Consider the following 16,978-nt stretch of genomic DNA (forward strand, 5'->3'; position numbering starts at 1 on the left):
TCGCGCCGCGGTCGCCCGCCTCCAGGAGATCACCGAGAACGGCGCGCCGACGCCCGTGCCCACGAGCGAACCGGCGGGCCCCGCCGCCGGCGAGGCCGGCCCGACCGCATCGGTGGACGAGTCCGAGACGATCAGTCGCACGTTGTTGCTCGCACAGCGCACCGCGGACACGACCATGGCCGAGGCGAAAGCCGAAGCGGAACGCATCGAGCGCGACGCCACGGCCGAGGCCGACAAGACGCTCGCATCGACCCGCGAGCAGTCGGAGCGAATGCTGGCCGAAGCGCGAGACGAGGCGCGGCGTGCGGGGGAGTCCGAGCGGGTCACGGTCAAGGCCGAGGTCGACTCGCTCCGCGCCCGACGCGATTTCCTCGAGTCCGACGTCGATCACCTCGAACGTCATCTCTCCGACGAACGATCGCGGATGCGCGAGGCGGCCACGACGATGCTCGAACTCACCGAGCGGGTGCCCGGTGGGATCGGTGAGGTTCGCCGGCCGCTGCTCTCCGCGTCGCACGACGACACGCCGGGCGGCATCGAGGCGCCCGAGGACGAGGTCGCCAAGCAACTCGAGTTCGCGCGAGGTGACGACTCGACGGACGCCGACGACGGCGCCGGCGCGGTCGAGTCGAATGGTGGAGAGAACGGAGCCGACGACGGCGACGACACGGTCGGTCTGGTCATCCAGACCGACATCGCCGACGAGGAACCCGACTCCGACTCGAATCCGGGCTCGATACGCACGTGATTCCGCACGGGAGGCGTCGATAGCCTCTCGTCCGTGTCCTATCCCGACGTCGACCCGCAACCCGACTTCCCAGCGCTCGAGCGGAACATTCTCGATCGCTGGGAGCGCGACGGAACGTTCCAGGCGTCGATCGACCAGCGCGACGCCGGTCCCAACGGCGACAACGAGTTCGTCTTTTACGACGGTCCTCCCTTCGCGAACGGCTTGCCGCACTACGGGCACCTGCTGACCGGCTACGTCAAGGACGCGATCCCGCGTTACCAGACGATGCGGGGCAAGCGCGTCGAGCGGCGCTTCGGATGGGATTGCCACGGCCTGCCCGCCGAAGTCAAGGCCGAACAGGAACTCGGCATCTCCGGTCATCCCGAGATCATCGAGTTCGGGATCGACAAGTTCAACGAGTCGTGTCGGACGAGCGTTCTGCAGTACACCGACGAGTGGCGGGACTACGTCACCCGTCAGGCCCGCTGGGTCGACTTCGACAACGACTACAAGACGCTCGACCTCTCCTACATGGAGAGCGTCATGTGGGCGTTCAAGACGCTGCACGACAAAGGTCTCATCTACGAGGGCTACCGGGTTCTCGCCTACTGCTGGCGGTGCGAGACGCCGCTGTCGAACACCGAGACCCGGATGGACGACACGTATCGGGATCGCCAGGACCCGGCGCTCACCGTCGCCTTCACGCTCGACTCGGGCGAGAAGCTCCTCGCGTGGACGACCACCCCGTGGACGCTGCCCTCGAATCTCGCGCTCGCGGTCGGCCCCGACGTCGACTACGCCGTCGTCGAACTCGCCGGGACCCGGTACGTCATCGCCGACGCATTGCGCTCCCACTACGACGCCGAACTCGGCGAGGGAACCGTGGTGTCGACGCTGAAGGGGAGTGAACTCGTCGGGCGCACCTACACGCCGATGTTCGACTACTTCGCCGACACGCCGAACGCGTTCCAGATCCTCGGTGCCGACTTCGTGACCGTCGAGGACGGTACGGGGATCGTCCACCTGGCACCCGGCTTCGGTGAGGACGACCAGAACGTGTGCACCTCCGTCGGGATCCCGACGATCTGCCCGATGGACGAGCACGGCCAGTACACCGCGGAGGTGTCCGACTGGGTGGGTCAGCACGTGTTCGACGCGAACCCGGACGTCATCCGCGCGCTCAAGGAGCGCGGCGACGTCGTGATCCGCCACGCCACCTACGACCACTCGTATCCGCACTGCTGGCGCTGCGCGCAGCCGCTCGTGTACCGGGCGGTGTCGTCGTGGTTCGTCGAGGTCACCAAGTTCCGCGACCGGATGGTCGAACTGAACGAACAGATCACCTGGCAGCCCGCGCACATCAAGGACGGCAGCTTCGGGAAGTGGATCGCCAACGCTCGGGACTGGGCGATCAGCCGCAACCGCTTCTGGGGCTCACCGATCCCTGTCTGGAAGTCCGACAATCCCGAGTTCCCGCGACTCGACGTGTACGGCTCCCTCGAACAGCTCGAAGCCGACTTCGCCGAGTGCCTCGACGGCGCGTCGGTGACGGACCTGCACCGTCCAGCGATCGACGACCTCGTGCGTCCGAACCCGGATGATCCGAGCGGAGAGTCGATGATGCGTCGCGTCCCCGAGGTACTCGACTGCTGGTTCGAGTCGGGGTCGATGCCGTTCGCCCAGGTCCACTATCCGTTCGAGAACACCGAATGGTTCGAGAACCACTACCCGGGCGACTTCATCGTCGAATACATCGGCCAGACGCGCGGATGGTTCTACACGCTGCACGTCTTGGCCACGGCGCTGTTCGACCGCCCGGCCTTCTCGTCCTGCGTCTCGCACGGCATCGTGCTCGGCGACGACGGCCAGAAGATGTCGAAGTCGCTCGACAACTACCCCGACCCGTCGGAGATGTTCGACAGCCACGGCTCCGATGCCGTGCGTTGGCACCTCCTGTCGTCGACGATCCTGCGCGGCGGTGACGGCATGGTCACCGAAGCCGGCATGCGCGAGACCGTGCGACAGATCCTCCTCCCGTTGTGGAACTCGTGGTACTTCCTGACGCTGTACGCGAACGCGGGCGGTCATCACGGGACGGTGCGGACCGATTCCACGAACGTGCTCGACCGGTACGTGCTCGCGAAGACCCGCGACCTCGTCGAGGACGTCACCGAGTCGATGGACGAGTACGACCTGTTCGGCGCCTGTCAGCGGGTCCGTTCGTACCTCGACGTGCTCACGAACTGGTACGTCCGGCGGAGCCGTTCGCGGTTCTGGCAGGGCGATGCCGACGCGATCGACACGCTGCACACGGTTCTGTCGGTGTTCACCCGGCTGTCCGCTCCGCTGCTGCCGCTGATCTCCGAAGCAATCCACGACGGTCTGTCCGACGACGCGAGTGTCCACCTCACCGATTGGCCGACCGTCGACGAGCTTCCCGCCGATGAGGAGCTGGTCGCGTCGATGGACCTCGCTCGTGACGTGTGCTCGTCGACGTTGTCGGTCCGCAAGGCGCACGGTCGTCGGGTCCGTCTGCCGTTGCAGTCGTTGACCGTGGCGTCGCCCGAAGCCGACCGCCTGGCCGATTTCACCGATCTGATCGCCGACGAGGTCAACGTGCGCGCGGTCGAGCTGACGACCGACGTGGGAGCGGTTGCCGCCGAAGAACTCAAGTTGGTGCCGGCGAAGCTCGGACCGCGTTTGGGCAAGGACGTGCAGAACGTCATCAAGGCGCACAAGGCCGGCGATTGGTCGGTTGACGCCGGTGTGGTCACCGTGGGTGGATTCGTCCTCGAGGACGGCGAGTTCTCCGTCGAGCAGGTCGCGTCCGACGACCAGGCGAGCACCGGCCTCGGCGCCCACGCCGGGGTGGTGGCACTGGACACCAATGTCACCGACGAGCTGGAGATCGAGGGTCGAGCGCGTGACCTGATCCGCTCGATCCAGCAGGCGCGCCGTGACGCTGATCTCGACGTCTCCGACCGGATCGCGCTGTCGATCACCGCCGGGCCCGACGTCGTCGAGGCGCTGCGGACGCACGGCGACCTCGTCTCCTCAGAGACCCTGGCGACGTCGCTCGACATCGTCGAAGCACCCGAAGGGGTGAAGGAGCCGCAGATCGCTGTGGTCCGCGCAGGCTGAGGCGGTAGAGTCCGGCGCTCACACCGCCGAACTTGATGGGGATCTCCATGGCCGCTGCGAAGAAGACTGCGTCGAAGAAGAAGACCGCAGCAAAGAAGACCGCGGCGAAGAAATCGGCGACCAAGAAAGCGGCGGCGAGGAAGTCACCGGCCACGAAGGCGCCGGCCAAGAAGAAAGCGGCGGCGAAGAAGACCGCGTCGAAGAAGGCGCCCGCGAAGAAGAAGTCCGCAGCCAAGCAGGCTCCGTCGAAGAAGACCGCAACGAAGAAGGCGCCCGCCAAGAAGTCGCCGGCGAAGAAAGCCGCCGCCAAGAAGACGGTGGCGAAGAAGTCCGCAAGCAAGAAGACCGCATCCACGAAACCGGCGGAGCGCTCCGGCGCTGCCCGCCCTTCATCGAAACGAGCAAGCACGAAGATGTCAGCGAAGAAGTCGACGTCGAGTCAGTCCCCCCTGCTGTCCAACGACGTTCCCTCCGTGCACGAGATTCCGGCTGCCCGGATGTCCAAGGATGGGATCGGCTACACGAAGGATTTCGACGTCAAGTTCCTCAAGTCGCAACGCGATGAACTCGAAGCGCGCAAGGCCGCGGAGCTCAAGCGAGCGACCCGGCTCGAGGACGAGGCCGAGAGCCTGATCGAGGACGGCGAAATGGGCGACGTCCAGTTCGACGACGAAGGCGGCGAGGGCGACACGATGGTCGTCCAGCGCGACCTCGACCGGCTGCTGTCGAGCCAGGCGCGCCAGACGATCCTGGAGATCGACGAGGCCCTGGAACGGATCAAGACGGGCATCTACGGGTATTCGGAGGTCTCGGGCCTCCCCATCCCGCGAGAGCGGCTCGAGGCGCTGCCGGAGACGACGGTGCTGGCCGCTGAGAAGGTCAGTGGCGCTGGACGACGATAAGGCGGTCGCGTCCGACGAGGGCTCGGAGCCCGTCCGTTCGGCGAGCGAGTGGCGGGCACCGGTGCTGTTGGCGGTGGGCGTGGTCGTGCTCGACCAGCTCACCAAGCACTGGGCGGTCAATCGGCTGTCCGACGGTCGTGTCATCGAGGTGATCTGGACGCTCCAGTGGAATCTGGCGTTCAACAGCGGAATGGCGTTCAGTCGGGGCCAGGGCCTCGGCCCGATCATCGCAGTGGTCGCCACCGTCGTCATCGTGTGGTTGCTCGTGTCGCTGCGCACCACGGGCGGGCGCCTGAACACGTTCGGAATCGGGTGTGTCATCGGCGGAGCCGCGGGCAACCTGATCGACCGGGCGTTCCGCCAGGAGGCATGGCTCCGCGGTTCGGTCGTCGACTTCATCGACTTCCAGTGGTTCCCGATCTTCAACATCGCGGACATCGCGATCAACGTGGGTGCCGCGGCCCTGATCCTGAACGCGATACTGACCGCTCGTCGAGCGCGTGCGTTCGGGGCAGGATCGGCATCGACATGAGCGACGACAGCGCTCCCGAGCCGGGCCACGCGCTCGTCGACGAGGTGCCGACGGCGCTCGACGGACAGCGTCTCGATCGCATCGTGGCGCTGATCGGTGACGTGAGTCGTTCCGATGCCACGGCGACGATCAGCGCCGGTGGCGTGACCGTCGACGGACAAGCCGCTCCGTCGGGCAAGGTCCGCCTCGCTGCCGGCCAGGTGGTCGCGGTCGACCCGACGAAGTTCCCGGTGGACGAGGTGCCCGGACCGGACCCGACCGTCGAGTTCGGCGTGGTGTACGAGGACGATCAGGTGATCGTCGTCGACAAGCCGCCGGGGCTCGTGGTGCACCCGGGCGCCGGGAACACGACCGGCACGCTCGCCAATGGACTCCTCGCACGATTTCCCGACATCGAGGGTGTGGGGGACCGGATGCGGCCGGGCATCGTGCACCGACTCGATGCAGGAAGCTCGGGGCTGCTCGTCGTCGCTCGCACCAGTCACGCGGTCGATGTCCTCATCAGCCAGTTCGCCGACCACAGTGCGACGAGGGTGTACGACGCCGTCGTGTGGGGCGTTCCCGAGGCGCCGCACGGAATCATCGACGCACCGCTCGGACGCAGCCGGAGCGACCCGCTGCGCATGGCGGTCGTGGCCGACGGACGCCCGTCGCGCACCGACTACCGAGTGGTCGGGAGCTACACGTCACCTGCGACCGTGTCGCGGTTGGAATGCCGCCTCGAGACCGGCCGGACCCATCAGATCCGGGTTCATCTGTCGTCGATCAATCATCCCCTCGTGGGCGATCCCACGTACGGTCAGCGTCGCCCCGTGCTCGGCCTCGAGCGTCCGTTCCTCCACGCCGCACAACTCGAATTCGATCACCCCGGCACGGGCGAGCGCGTCACCCACCACAGCCCGTTGGCCCCCGACCTGCAGGCCTGGCTCGACAACGCCGGCGTCACATGACGCTCTGACCCGCCACGGTACGGCACGCGTGCACCGCGGCGGCGCCGACGATCAGGACAGTTCGTGGGCGGTCAGTGCGGGCCAGGGGGCTTCGCCGCGGCTGATGTCGGCAATCGCGGCGAGCGTGTAGCCGTTGAGGTGCTGGCGCATGTGGGAGCCGGCTTGGTCCCAGATGGCCAACAGGACGCACTGGCCCTCGTGGTCGCAGGAACCGTCCTGGTGCGGCTGACCGAAGTCGCCGAGCGTGATCGGGCCGTCGACGGCGGACACGATCTCGGCGAGCGTGATCTCATCCGCTGGACGGTTGAGCAGGTAGCCGCCACCGACCCCGCGCTTCGAGCGCACCAGTCCGGCACCCTTCAGTGCGAGCAGGATCTGCTCGAGATACGGCTGGGGGAGCCCGGTCCGTTCCGCGATGTCGCGCACCGACGTGGGCCCCTCGTCGTCGCGCAATGCCAATGACAGCAGGGCGCGACAGGCGTAGTCGCCGCGGGTGGAGATGCGCACGCACTGCACTGTAGGCCACGACCGCGTCGAGTCCGTAGACTGTGGCAAGTGAGTCGTGCAGGCGGGAATCCGATCGTTCCGGACTATTCCGGTCCCAATGTCCGCGGGATCATCCCGGCGATTCTGGGCCCCTCCACGTGGGCCGACACCGTTCCGGGGTGGATGCCGGACGCGGTTCGGGCCGCGGACGCCGTCGTCCTGCTCGTGCTCGACGGCCTGGGCTGGGACCAATTGCACAGCCACGCGGAGTTGGCGCCCACGCTGATGTCCATGCAGGGACAGGCGATCCACACGGTCGCCCCCACCACCACCGCGACGGCCCTCAGCTCGATCACGACCGGGCTGACACCGGGTGAGCACGGGCTCGTCGGCTACCGGATGGTGCTGGGCGGCGAGGTGATGAACGTGCTGCGCTGGTCGGTCGGTGAGCAACAGGTTCGGCGATCGCAGCCACCGTCGTCGATCCAGCCCTTCGAGCCGTTCCTGGGCCATCGGGTCCCGGTGATCGCTCAGGGTGAACTGCAGAACTCGGCGTTCAGCGAGGCGCATCTGCGGGGAAGCGCACAGGTCGGCTGGCGGGCTCCGTCGAGCATCGCGGTCGAGACCGCGCAGCAGCTTCGGGCGGGGGAGCGGTTCGTCTACTGCTATTACAACGGCATCGACAAGATCGCCCACGAGCGGGGTTTCGGCGACTTCTACGACGCCGAACTCCGCTACGCCGACGCACTGGTCGCTGACGTGTTGGCCACCGTCCCGGCGGGGACAGCGGTACTGGTCACTGCCGATCACGGTCAAGTTCACGTGGGCGACCGCGTCATTCATCCGTCCGAGGAGATGTTGGGGCCGGTCACGTTCCAGTCGGGCGAGGGTCGCTTCCGGTGGTGGCACTGTGCAGCGAACGACATCGACGGGCTCGTCGACGCAGCAACGGATGCGTACGACGACATCGCCTGGGTCGTCACGAAAGAGCAGATGCTCGACGAAGCCTGGTTCGGCCCGACGGTGCCGCCGCAGATCCAGCGCCGTCTCGGCGACGTGGCATTGTGCGCTCACGAGCCCGTGAGTTTCTACGAGGAGTCCGACTCCGGCCCGTTCGAACTCGTCTGTCGCCACGGTTCGATGACGTCGGCCGAGGTCAATGTCCCACTCCTTGGCGCTCTCGTGGGGTGACGCGCGAGACTCGCCACATGGCCGACACTTCCGACAGCGCTGTACAACCCGAAGTCGTCGAATTGGACGACACCGCCGAAACGGAGCGCCCCGACGACGCTGCCGACGGAGAGGTGTCCGACGGCGAGGACGAGGAGACCGACGGCGACGCCGTCACCGAGCCGGCCAAGGTGATGCGGATCGGTTCGATGGTCAAGCAGCTGTTGGAAGAAGTGCGCAACGCCGACCTCGATCAGGCGTCCCGTGAGCGGCTCGCCGAGGTGTACGAGCGTTCGATCGTGGAGCTGTCGAGCGCGTTGTCTCCCGACCTCCAAGAGGAACTGCGGATGCTGTCGTTGCCGTTCGACGACGACGGCGTGCCCAGCGAAGCCGAACTCCGGGTGGCCAAGGCTCAACTCGTCGGGTGGCTCGAGGGTCTGTTCCACGGGATCCAGGCGAGCCTGATGGCCCAGCAGTACGCAGCGCAGCAGCAGCTGCAACAGATGAAGCAGCTGCCCGGTCAGGCGGAGGGCGCGGGTCCGGGGCAACGGCCCGGTGGCCAGCAGCCGCCGCAGACCGGCACCTATCTGTGATCGCGTCGATCTCGCCGATCGCGCTGGCAGTCCAAGTCACACGCGGGTAATTTGAACAGCTCTCATGGCCGACTCGTTCACCCATCTCCACGTCCACACCGAGTTCTCGATGCTCGACGGTGCGTCCCGACTCGACGAGATGGTGGCCAAGGCGGTCGAGGACGGCCAGCCGGCGATCGGCATGACCGATCACGGCAACATGTACGGAACGTTGGACTTCTACAAGGAGTGCAACAAGCAGGGGATCAAGCCGATCATCGGCACCGAGGCCTACATGGCCCACGACCACCGCTCCGAACGGCCGTCGCGGCGTGGCCGGGTCGACGACTCGGGCGGCGAGACACAGTCGGGGAACAAGCTCTACTACCACCTGATCCTGCTCGCCGAGAACAACACCGGGTATCAGAACCTGATCCAGTTGTCGTCGCTCGCGTTCATGGAGGGCTACTACTACAAGCCCCGGATGGACTGGGAGTTGCTCGAGAAGTACTCCGAGGGGCTGATCGCCACGAGCGGATGCCTGGGCGGTCACGTGCTGCAGTCGCTGCTCAACGGCGACGAGGGCGGAGCGCTCGAGAAGGCCGCTCGGCTCCAGGACATCTTCGGTCGGGACAACTTCTTCATCGAGATCCAGGACCACGGAATCCCGGCCCAGCGCGAGACGAATCCGAAGCTGCTCGACATCGCGAAGAAGATCAAGGCACCGCTGCTGGCCACGAACGACAGCCACTACACCCATCAGCACGACCACGACTCCCACGACGCGCTGCTCTGCGTGCAGACCGGTTCGCTCATGTCGGACCCCAAGCGCTTCAAGTTCGAGGGGAGTGATCACTACCTCAAGACCGCGGCCGAGATGCGCTACCTGTTCCGCGAGGTTCCCACGGCGTGCGACAACAGCTTGTGGATCGCCGAGCGGGCGAACGTCGAGATCGAGTTCGGCAAGCCACTGCTCCCGAACTTCCCGCTCCCCGAGGGTTTCGCCGACGACGAGGCGTATCTCCGCCACCTCACGCAAGTGGGCGCCGAGAAGCGCTGGGGCAAGGAGGTTCCACCCGAGGCAGTCGAACGGCTCGCGTACGAGTTGCAGACCATCTGCGACATGGGTTTCGCGTCGTACTTCCTCATCACCTGGGATCTCATCAAGTACGCCCGTGACAACAACATCCGGGTCGGGCCCGGCCGTGGATCGGCCGCCGGGTGCGCGGTGGCGTACTGCCTCTGGATCACCGACCTCGACCCGATCAAGTACGACCTGCTCTTCGAGCGCTTCCTGAACCCGAGCCGCGTGTCGATGCCCGACATCGACATGGACTTCGAGACGCGACATCGGGAGGACATGATCCGCTACGCCGCCGAGCGCTACGGCCGGGACCACGTGGCGCAGATCATCACCTTCGGGTCGATCAAGGCCCGCAATGCGGCGCGGGACGCGGCGCGCGTGCTCGGCTATCCGTACGGGGTCGGCGACAAGATCGCCAAGGCGATGCCGCCACTCGTGATGGGACGGGACACGCCGCTCAAGTACTGCTTCGAGCAGACCCCCAAGTACGCCGACGGGTACAAGGCCGCCTCCGATCTGCGCGCCATGTACGACACCGATCCCGACATCAAGAAGGTGATCGACGTCGCGATGGGCCTCGAGGGACTGAAACGTTCCGACGGCATCCATGCGGCAGCGGTGGTGATCACCAAGGATCCGGTCACCGACTACGTCCCGATCCAGCGCAAACCCGAATCGGGCGTCGACCCGGAGGACGCTCCCGTCGTCACCCAGTTCGAGATGCACGGCGTCGAATCGCTCGGCCTGCTGAAGATGGACTTCCTCGGGCTGCGCAACCTCGACGTGATCTCCGATGCCGAGACGATGATCCGGGAGCGAGGCAATCCGGATTTCGACATCGAGCAGGTGACCCTGGAAGATCCGGCGACGTTCGAGCTGCTGTCCCGGGGCGACACGATCGGAATCTTCCAGCTCGAGTCACCGCCGATGCGTCAGCTGCTCAAGGCGATGGAGCCGACCACGTTCGAAGACATCGCCGCGGTGCTCGCGCTGTATCGACCCGGTCCGATGTCGGTGAACATGCACTACGACTTCGCCGACCGCAAGAACGGTCGCCAGGAGGTGAGCTACTTCCACGACGACGCCGAGGAGGTGCTGGGCGACACGTACGGCCTGATGATCTATCAGGAGAGCGTGATGCGGGTGGCGCAGAAGTTCGCCGGGTACTCGCTCGCCGAAGCCGACAACCTCCGCAAGGCGATGGGCAAGAAGTCGCGCGAGGTCATGGCCAAGGCGCGTCAGGCGTTCGAGGACGGTGTCGTCGAACAGGGCTACGGCGACGAGATGGGCCCGATGTTGTTCGACATCATCGAGAAGTTCGCCGACTACGCGTTCAACAAGAGCCACACGTTCGGCTACGGGCTGATCACCTACCAGACCGCGTACATGAAGGCGCACTACCCGGTCGAGTACATCGCTTCGTTGCTCACCAGCGTCAAGAACAACCTCGACAAGGCGGCCACCTACCTGTCCGACTGCCGGTCGATGGGGATCAAGGTGCTGCCGCCGGACGTGAACCGGTCACTGATCAACTTCGGCGCGCTCTCGCCCGACGAGCTGCCCGAGGGTGTCACGGTGCCCGTGGGGAGTCCAGGAGCGATCACGTTCGGCCTCTCGGCGGTGCGCAACGTGGGCGAGGCGCTCGTCGAGTTACTGCTCGCCGAGCGTGACGAGAACGGTCAGTTCGTCAGCTTCCACGACTTCGTCGAGCGCGTTCCGGAGGGTGTGCTGAACAAGCGTACGATCGAGTCCCTGATCAAGGGCGGCGGTTTCGACTCGCTCGGCCACGACCGCCGTGCCCTGCTCACGGTGTTCGAGCACATCATCGACACGACCGTCAAGCGTCGTCGGGAGGCCGAGAAGGGTGTGATGAGCCTGTTCGGTGACTGGAACGACGACCCCGGTGATTCGGGTGACTCCGCGGACGGAGCGGGTGGTGCCGGGGAGGCCTTCGACGAACGCACGCCGATCCCGGACAACATGGAGTTCGACAAGGCCGACAAGCTTCGCTATGAAAAGGAGATGCTCGGGCTGTACGTGTCCGACCATCCGCTGTTCGGTGTGGAGGGCGCGCTCAAGCGCAAGGTCGAGCACAACCTGATCGATCTCCCGAACATGGAGGACGGCACGCCGGTCGTCGTGGGCGGCGTGATCACCAATCTGGCCCGGAAGTTCACCAAGAAGGGCGATCAGATGGCGGTGTTCGTGCTCGAGGACCTCGACGCCTCGATCGAGGTCACCATCTTCCCGCGCACGCTGGCCGAACAGGGGCACAAGCTCGAAGACGACCTGATCGTCTCGGTGAAGGGGCGACTCGACCGTCGGGACGAATCCCGCTTCGGCCTGATCGGCCAGACGATCAACGTGCTGCAGGGCCTGAGCGACGGCCCGGCAGCTCCGCTCCGCTTGCGACTGCCGGCACCCACACTCGATGAGCTCAAGATTCAACGGCTCAAGCGGATCGTCAAGGAACATCCGGGCGACTCGGTCGTGATGGTCGACATCGGCCAGCAGAAGGTACTCAAGCTGTCCGACGAGTTCCGGGTCGACCTCGATCGAGTGGTGGGGGAACTGCGGATGGCTTTCGGTCACGACGCCGTCCTGCTGTAGAATGGTGTTGATGGCTCTCGATGTTGTGACCAATGACGCGTCCGCGCTGGAAGACACCGATCTCGATGAATTGGCGTCGATGGACGACGCGTTCACCGCAGGTCAACTGTCGAAGGCGCAGGAAGATTGGGTGCTCATCACGACGGCTCGTTTCGGCAATGCACTGCACGGGTTCACCTTCTCCACGCTCGAGCGGATCGGCGGCACGCCGTGCGTTCTGATCGGCCTGATGAGTGTCAAGCGCTCCAGCAAGCGTGACCAGGTGCTGCGCGGACTCATGAACGAGGCCTACCACCGAGCGCTGATGGCCTTCCCCGACGAAGACGTCGTCGTGGGCTCGCGGTTCATCAACGCCGACGCCCGCGAGGCGTTCAAGGACCTCGACGGCCTCACGCCGTCGCCCGGTGAAGATGCGGTCGGCGAAGAGCGTGCATGGGGCCGCCGCCTCGCGAAGCGCTTCGCGATCGACAAGACCTACGACGCGAAGACGTTCACGTCGGCGTCGGGAGCCCAGGACGGCTACCTCGACTTCGAGACCTCCAGCCCGGAGAAGCTCGACGACGAGCTCGTCGACATGATGAGCAAGATCCCCGCCAAGAAGGGCGGGGCGATGGTCGTGTACGGCTGGACCATGGCCGAAGACCTCGTCAAGCTCGGCAAACGCTGAGCTGGTTCACGTGCCCCGGTCCTTCCGATTCGTGTGACCGAATCTGCGTCCGCTGTCACTTTCGGTCACACGAACCCGGGAAATGACGGAGTTCCGCCACGTCGTCCGCAACCGGAGGATGACGCGGGCGTTCGCGCCTGAGGGTCTCGACCCCGCGCTGATCGACGAGTTCGTCGACCTGGCGAGTCGGGCGCCGAGTGCGGGCAAGACCCAGGGGTGGCACGCTCTGGTGCTCGAGGGGCCCGAGCAGGTCGGCCGTTACTGGGACATCACGCTCCCGATCGAGAAGCGGGCATCGTTCCGCTGGACGCAGCTGCTCGACGCGCCGGTGCTGATGATCGTGCTGGCCGACCCAGACGCCTACGTCGAGCGGTACGGCGAGCCCGACAAGGAGCGGACGGGTCTGGGCGCCGGCACCGAGGCGTGGCCGGCGCCGTACTGGACGATCGACGCGTCGATGGCAGCGATGACGATCCTGCTCGCCGCGGAGGACGAGGGCCTCGGTGCCCTGTTCTTCGGGCTCTTCCAGAACGAGAGCGAGGTCCGGCAGGAGTTTGCGGTCCCGGACCGCCTTCAGATCATCGGGGTGATCGCCCTCGGACTGCCGGCCGCGTCCGGCGAGCCGAAGGAGCAGGCTCGCTCGGCGGATCGACCGCGTCGGTCACCCGGCGAGATCATTCGTCGGGGTCGCTGGCAGCCTTCTGCTTGACGCCGGTCAGCGCCTGCACGAACTCGTCGACCGTGCTCGACGGTGCGGCACACACGTGGTCACGACACACGTACGCCTTGCCCGGCGTCCGGCCCTCCCACAGCGGCGAGTCGTACGGCTCGCCCCAGGCAAGGACAGCGTCCGGACGCCAGACCGAGTGGGCGAGACGCACGAACTGCGACATGTCGTGTTCGACGCCGTTCTCGTCCTCGCCGCCGACGATGACGATCTCGGTGGTGCCGCGGCGGGACAGGTCGGTGGCGAGCATGCCGTTGGAGAACATCCCGACCTTGTCGTCGACCTGGCCGGCGAGCACGTGCAGGATGCGGTCGGCATGGTTCGTGTAGCGGGGCTCACCGGTGAGGGCGGCGAGGCGATAGAGCGCAATGGCGGCCTGCGAGTTGGCGGACGGGGTCGCGTTGTCGGCGATGTCCTTCTGTCGCGCGATCAGGTGCTCGCCGTCCTCGGCGTTGGTGAACAACCCACCGTTGCTGGGGTCGAAGAACCAGTCGAGCATCGTGTCGGCCGTCGCCCGAGCCTCCTCGATCCAGCGGGCTTCGCCCGTCGCCTCGGCGAGCCGGGTGAAGGCGTCGACGAGCGCGGCGTGGTCGGCGGCCAGCGCATCATGGCGAGCTGGCGGGTTCCCGTCCGCCTGCCACGAGCGGTACCAGCGGCCGTTCATGCCCCGCATGTTGTCGATCAGGAACTCGGCGTTCTTGACCGCCGCGTCGAGCCATGGCTGGTGGTTGAACACGGCGCCGGCCTGGGCGAGCGCCGAGAGGAACAGAGCGTTCCACTCCACCAACACCTTGTCGTCGAGTCCGGGCCGGCGGCGCTTGGCGCGCGCCTCGGCCATCCGTTGGCGGGTGAAGGAGATCTCGTCGGGCCGCACCAGTTCCCCGCGATGCTTCGTGCGGTTCGGGATGGAGCGTGATCCGTTCGATGTCTCGAAGTTGCCCTCGTCGTTGATGTCCCACCACGCCAGGGTCTGCTCGATGATCTCCGGCTTGACCTTCGGAAGTGCGGCCCTCACCTCGTCGGGCGTCCAGGTGTAGAAGAGCCCCTCGACACCGTTGCCCTCGTCGTCGGGGGAGTCGGCGTCCTCGGCGGAGTAGAAGCCGCCTTCCTCGTGGGTGAGCGTGTTCAGGACGTACTCGATCGTGTCCTGCACCACCTGACGCCACTGGGGTTGGCGCAGGACGACGAGCGCATGGAGGTAGGTCTGAGCGAGGAGCGCCTGGTCGTAGAGCATCTTCTCGAAATGGGGGACGAGCCACTCGCGGTCGGTCGAGTAGCGGGCGAACCCTCCGCCGATGTGGTCGTAGATGCCGCCGGCGGCCATCGCATCGAGCGTGGTCGTGATCACGGTCTTGGCCGCATCCGAGCCCGACGTCATGTAGGCGCGCATGATCAGTTCGAGGTGGAAGGTGGACGGGAACTTGGGTTCCTTGCCGAACCCGCCCCACTCGGGGTCGAACGCGCGGGCCAGCGTCTGGACCGTCGTGTTCAATTGCTCGATCGTCGGGATGTCATCTGCCGGTTCGAGATCGGCGGTCTTGCTGACCGCCTCGGTCAGGGTCTTGGTGTTCTTGGCCAGGTCGTCCGGCTTGTTGCGGTAGGCGTCGTCGACGGCGTCGAGCAACTGGAGGAACTGCGGCTTGGGGAAGTAGGTGCCGCCGTAGAACGGCTTGGCGTCGGGCGTGAGGAACACCGTCATCGGCCAGCCGCCGCGGCCGGTGAGCGCCTGCACGGCGTCCATGTACAGCTGGTCGACGTCGGGGCGCTCCTCGCGGTCGACCTTCACGTTGACGTACAGCTCGTTCATCTTGGACGCGACCTCGTCGTCCTCGAAGCACTCGTGGGCCATCACGTGGCACCAGTGGCACGCCGAGTACCCGACCGACAGCAGAATCGGCACGTTGCGCTCGTGCGCGGCGGCGAACGCCTCATCGCCCCAGGGGTACCAGTCGACGGGGTTGTCACGGTGTTGCCGCAGGTACGGCGATGTTTCTTCGGCCAGTCGGTTCACCGTTTCGAGGGTAGCGACGCGATCTGCGGTCCGTCCGGACCGTTACAACTGAGGTCTGACCCCAGTTGATACGGTCCCGATCCATGAGCGTTCTCGGATGGATCGTCGTCGGATTGATCGCCGGTGTGTTGGCACGCTGGATCGTGCGCGACGACCGCGGCGGGTGCATCTACTCGCTGGTGATCGGCGTGCTCGGAGCGTTCATCGGCGGGTGGCTGATGTCGCTGGTGGACAACCGAGGCGTCGACGGGTTCTCGATCTACAGCATCCTCGTCGCCGCCCTCGGAGCGATCCTGCTGCTGCTGATCGTGCACGCCATCTCGGGAGGCGGTCGCCGGTCCCGTAGCGGCCGGTAGAACGACGCTCGATCAGTCGCGGCGCCAACGGGCGACGTAGCCGATGATCGCTCCGACGAGCGCGGAGCCGGCAATCACGATCCACAGTGCGAGGTCGGTGTCGCCGAACACCCAGTCGACCGGCACCTCCTGGCTGTTCGCCGCGGCGAAGATCACCACCGCAGCAACGGCCACGACCCACACCACGATGCGGATCGTCTGTCGGGTTCTGATCGAACTCTCGTTGCGGTCGTGTTCATCGGCCATGTTGATGGTCTCCCTTTGCTCGATCTCGGTCGTTGAACGTGATGTGATGTACGTCACCTTCCGACATCGAGGTACCCATCACGCCGGCGCCCGAAACCCGACGGCCGAACGACCCGACACGATGCGGAGATCGGTGAGCGACGTGCCACGTCCAGGGAAGCATCGGGGTCTAGATTGCTGACGCACGCTGCTGACATCCGTCGGCGACGACTCCAGAAAGGAAGATTCCGATGGATCTGAAGCAGAAGTTGATCGACCTCGCACGTGAGGCCACGGGCGACGACGAGATCACCGTCGCCGGCGACTTCCAACCGAAGGGCATGACGTGGAAGGTGGCGGCGGGGTCGTTGGCCGGCTCGACGCTCGGTGACGCCGTCGGTGGTGACCTCGGGCAGAGCATCGGAGCCTCCGCCGGCTACATCGGTGGGCGCTATGCCGCCACGTCGGGGCAGCTCCCGCCGGTCATCATCCTGGCCGCATCGCCGACGAAGCTCTACTTGATGACGTCCAACAATGCGAAGGGCATCATCCTCGCGAAGCACCTGATCCTGATCGAGACGCTCGATCGCGCCAGCCTCAGCGTCGAGATGCACCAGAAGATGTCGGTGCGCACGGCGGTCATCACGGACAGCTCGACCGGTCACGAGTACAAGATCGAAGGCAAGCGCATCCTGTTCCATCACATGAACGACATGCTCGACGCCCTCGGCATCCACGAGCTCGACGACGCCCACCACGAGACGGCCGTCGCCGCCGAATAGGCCGTTCTCGTGAACAGTTCGCGCACGGAGCGC

At 66.0% G+C, this 16,978-nt stretch carries 14 protein-coding genes and 1 pseudogene; 12 read left to right on the plus strand and 3 right to left on the minus strand.

All coding sequences use genetic code 11. The features are described 5' to 3' along the window. The 5 genes and pseudogenes from ON45_RS23100 to ON45_RS12320 form a co-directional block, all read left to right on the plus strand. Window positions 1-748 (plus strand): annotated as a pseudogene (locus tag ON45_RS23100) (hypothetical protein); the annotation flags it as partial. 33 nt (window positions 749-781) lie between these two features. Then, window positions 782-3,871: an isoleucine--tRNA ligase gene (gene ileS, locus ON45_RS12305; protein ID WP_040494283.1), complete on the plus strand. Its 3,090-nt coding sequence runs from the start codon at window positions 782-784 to the stop codon at window positions 3,869-3,871. Between the two features lie 47 nt (window positions 3,872-3,918). Continuing rightward, the gene (locus tag ON45_RS23530; RefSeq protein WP_193788223.1) at window positions 3,919-4,773 is read left to right on the plus strand and encodes a TraR/DksA family transcriptional regulator; all 855 of its coding nucleotides are present in this window, start codon (window positions 3,919-3,921) and stop codon (window positions 4,771-4,773) included. Then, entirely contained in the window at window positions 4,754-5,305 is a 552-nt protein-coding gene (lspA, locus tag ON45_RS12315; protein WP_051062974.1) for a signal peptidase II, read from the plus strand. Before ON45_RS23530 ends, lspA begins: the two co-directional genes overlap by 20 nt. Next, window positions 5,302-6,255, plus strand: coding sequence for an RluA family pseudouridine synthase (locus ON45_RS12320; RefSeq protein ID WP_040494285.1), 954 nt, complete (start codon window positions 5,302-5,304; stop codon window positions 6,253-6,255). The genes lspA and ON45_RS12320 overlap by 4 nt, the downstream gene beginning before the upstream one ends. Before the next feature lie 51 nt (window positions 6,256-6,306). Here ON45_RS12320 and ON45_RS12325 read toward each other — a convergent pair whose 3' ends face one another. After that, on the minus strand, window positions 6,307-6,762 hold the full coding sequence (locus tag ON45_RS12325) for an RrF2 family transcriptional regulator (protein ID WP_040494295.1): 456 nt from the start codon (window positions 6,760-6,762) through the stop codon (window positions 6,307-6,309). Between the two features lie 48 nt (window positions 6,763-6,810). On the opposite strand from ON45_RS12325, the gene ON45_RS12330 reads away from it, so the two are divergent. The 5 genes from ON45_RS12330 (at window position 6,811) to ON45_RS12350 (ending at window position 13,553) form a co-directional block, all read left to right on the plus strand. Beyond that, complete coding sequence (locus ON45_RS12330; protein ID WP_051062975.1) at window positions 6,811-7,932, plus strand: alkaline phosphatase family protein; 1,122 nt, start codon at window positions 6,811-6,813, stop codon at window positions 7,930-7,932. 17 nt (window positions 7,933-7,949) lie between these two features. Further along, the gene (locus ON45_RS12335; protein ID WP_051062976.1) at window positions 7,950-8,504 is read left to right on the plus strand and encodes a proteasome activator; all 555 of its coding nucleotides are present in this window, start codon (window positions 7,950-7,952) and stop codon (window positions 8,502-8,504) included. A gap of 64 nt (window positions 8,505-8,568) precedes the next feature. Further along, entirely contained in the window at window positions 8,569-12,177 is a 3,609-nt protein-coding gene (gene dnaE / locus ON45_RS12340) for a DNA polymerase III subunit alpha (RefSeq protein WP_040494286.1), read from the plus strand. A gap of 10 nt (window positions 12,178-12,187) precedes the next feature. Next, complete coding sequence (locus tag ON45_RS12345) at window positions 12,188-12,844, plus strand: hypothetical protein (protein WP_148288658.1); 657 nt, start codon at window positions 12,188-12,190, stop codon at window positions 12,842-12,844. Window positions 12,845-12,926: 82 nt separating this feature from the next. Continuing rightward, window positions 12,927-13,553, plus strand: coding sequence for a nitroreductase family protein (locus tag ON45_RS12350; protein WP_040494288.1), 627 nt, complete (start codon window positions 12,927-12,929; stop codon window positions 13,551-13,553). Here ON45_RS12350 and ON45_RS12355 read toward each other — a convergent pair. Next, the gene (locus ON45_RS12355) at window positions 13,519-15,582 is read right to left on the minus strand and encodes a thioredoxin domain-containing protein (RefSeq protein WP_051062977.1); all 2,064 of its coding nucleotides are present in this window, start codon (window positions 15,580-15,582) and stop codon (window positions 13,519-13,521) included. The two genes, ON45_RS12350 and ON45_RS12355, sit on opposite strands and share 35 nt — an antisense overlap. Before the next feature lie 83 nt (window positions 15,583-15,665). Here ON45_RS12355 and ON45_RS12360 point away from each other — a divergent pair, with 83 nt between their 5' ends. Further along, the gene (locus ON45_RS12360) at window positions 15,666-15,938 is read left to right on the plus strand and encodes a GlsB/YeaQ/YmgE family stress response membrane protein (RefSeq protein ID WP_040494289.1); all 273 of its coding nucleotides are present in this window, start codon (window positions 15,666-15,668) and stop codon (window positions 15,936-15,938) included. A 12-nt stretch (window positions 15,939-15,950) separates the two neighbouring features. Here the strand turns inward: ON45_RS12360 and ON45_RS12365 are convergent, their stop codons facing one another. Then, window positions 15,951-16,184, minus strand: coding sequence for a LapA family protein (locus tag ON45_RS12365; protein ID WP_148288659.1), 234 nt, complete (start codon window positions 16,182-16,184; stop codon window positions 15,951-15,953). Window positions 16,185-16,414: 230 nt separating this feature from the next. Here ON45_RS12365 and ON45_RS12370 point away from each other — a divergent pair, with 230 nt between their 5' ends. Continuing rightward, on the plus strand, window positions 16,415-16,945 hold the full coding sequence (locus tag ON45_RS12370) for a hypothetical protein (RefSeq protein ID WP_040494291.1): 531 nt from the start codon (window positions 16,415-16,417) through the stop codon (window positions 16,943-16,945). Window positions 16,946-16,978 lie beyond the last annotated feature (33 nt).

Source organism: Ilumatobacter nonamiensis YM16-303, assembly GCF_000350145.1.
GTDB classification, from domain to species: domain Bacteria; phylum Actinomycetota; class Acidimicrobiia; order Acidimicrobiales; family Ilumatobacteraceae; genus Ilumatobacter_A; species Ilumatobacter_A nonamiensis.

Coding starts and splice junctions, on each gene's coding strand:
- ON45_RS12350 (WP_040494288.1), top strand. CDS start 12,927: ATGACGGAGTTCCGCCACGTCGTCCGCAACCGGAGGATGACGCGGGCG.
- ON45_RS12370 (WP_040494291.1), top strand. CDS start 16,415: ATGGATCTGAAGCAGAAGTTGATCGACCTCGCACGTGAGGCCACGGGC.
- ON45_RS12320 (WP_040494285.1), top strand. CDS start 5,302: ATGAGCGACGACAGCGCTCCCGAGCCGGGCCACGCGCTCGTCGACGAG.
- ON45_RS12335 (WP_051062976.1), top strand. CDS start 7,950: ATGGCCGACACTTCCGACAGCGCTGTACAACCCGAAGTCGTCGAATTG.
- ON45_RS23530 (WP_193788223.1), top strand. CDS start 3,919: ATGGCCGCTGCGAAGAAGACTGCGTCGAAGAAGAAGACCGCAGCAAAG.
- ON45_RS12360 (WP_040494289.1), top strand. CDS start 15,666: ATGAGCGTTCTCGGATGGATCGTCGTCGGATTGATCGCCGGTGTGTTG.
- ON45_RS12345 (WP_148288658.1), top strand. CDS start 12,188: ATGGCTCTCGATGTTGTGACCAATGACGCGTCCGCGCTGGAAGACACC.
- ON45_RS12365 (WP_148288659.1), bottom strand. CDS start 16,184: ATGGCCGATGAACACGACCGCAACGAGAGTTCGATCAGAACCCGACAG.
- dnaE (WP_040494286.1), top strand. CDS start 8,569: ATGGCCGACTCGTTCACCCATCTCCACGTCCACACCGAGTTCTCGATG.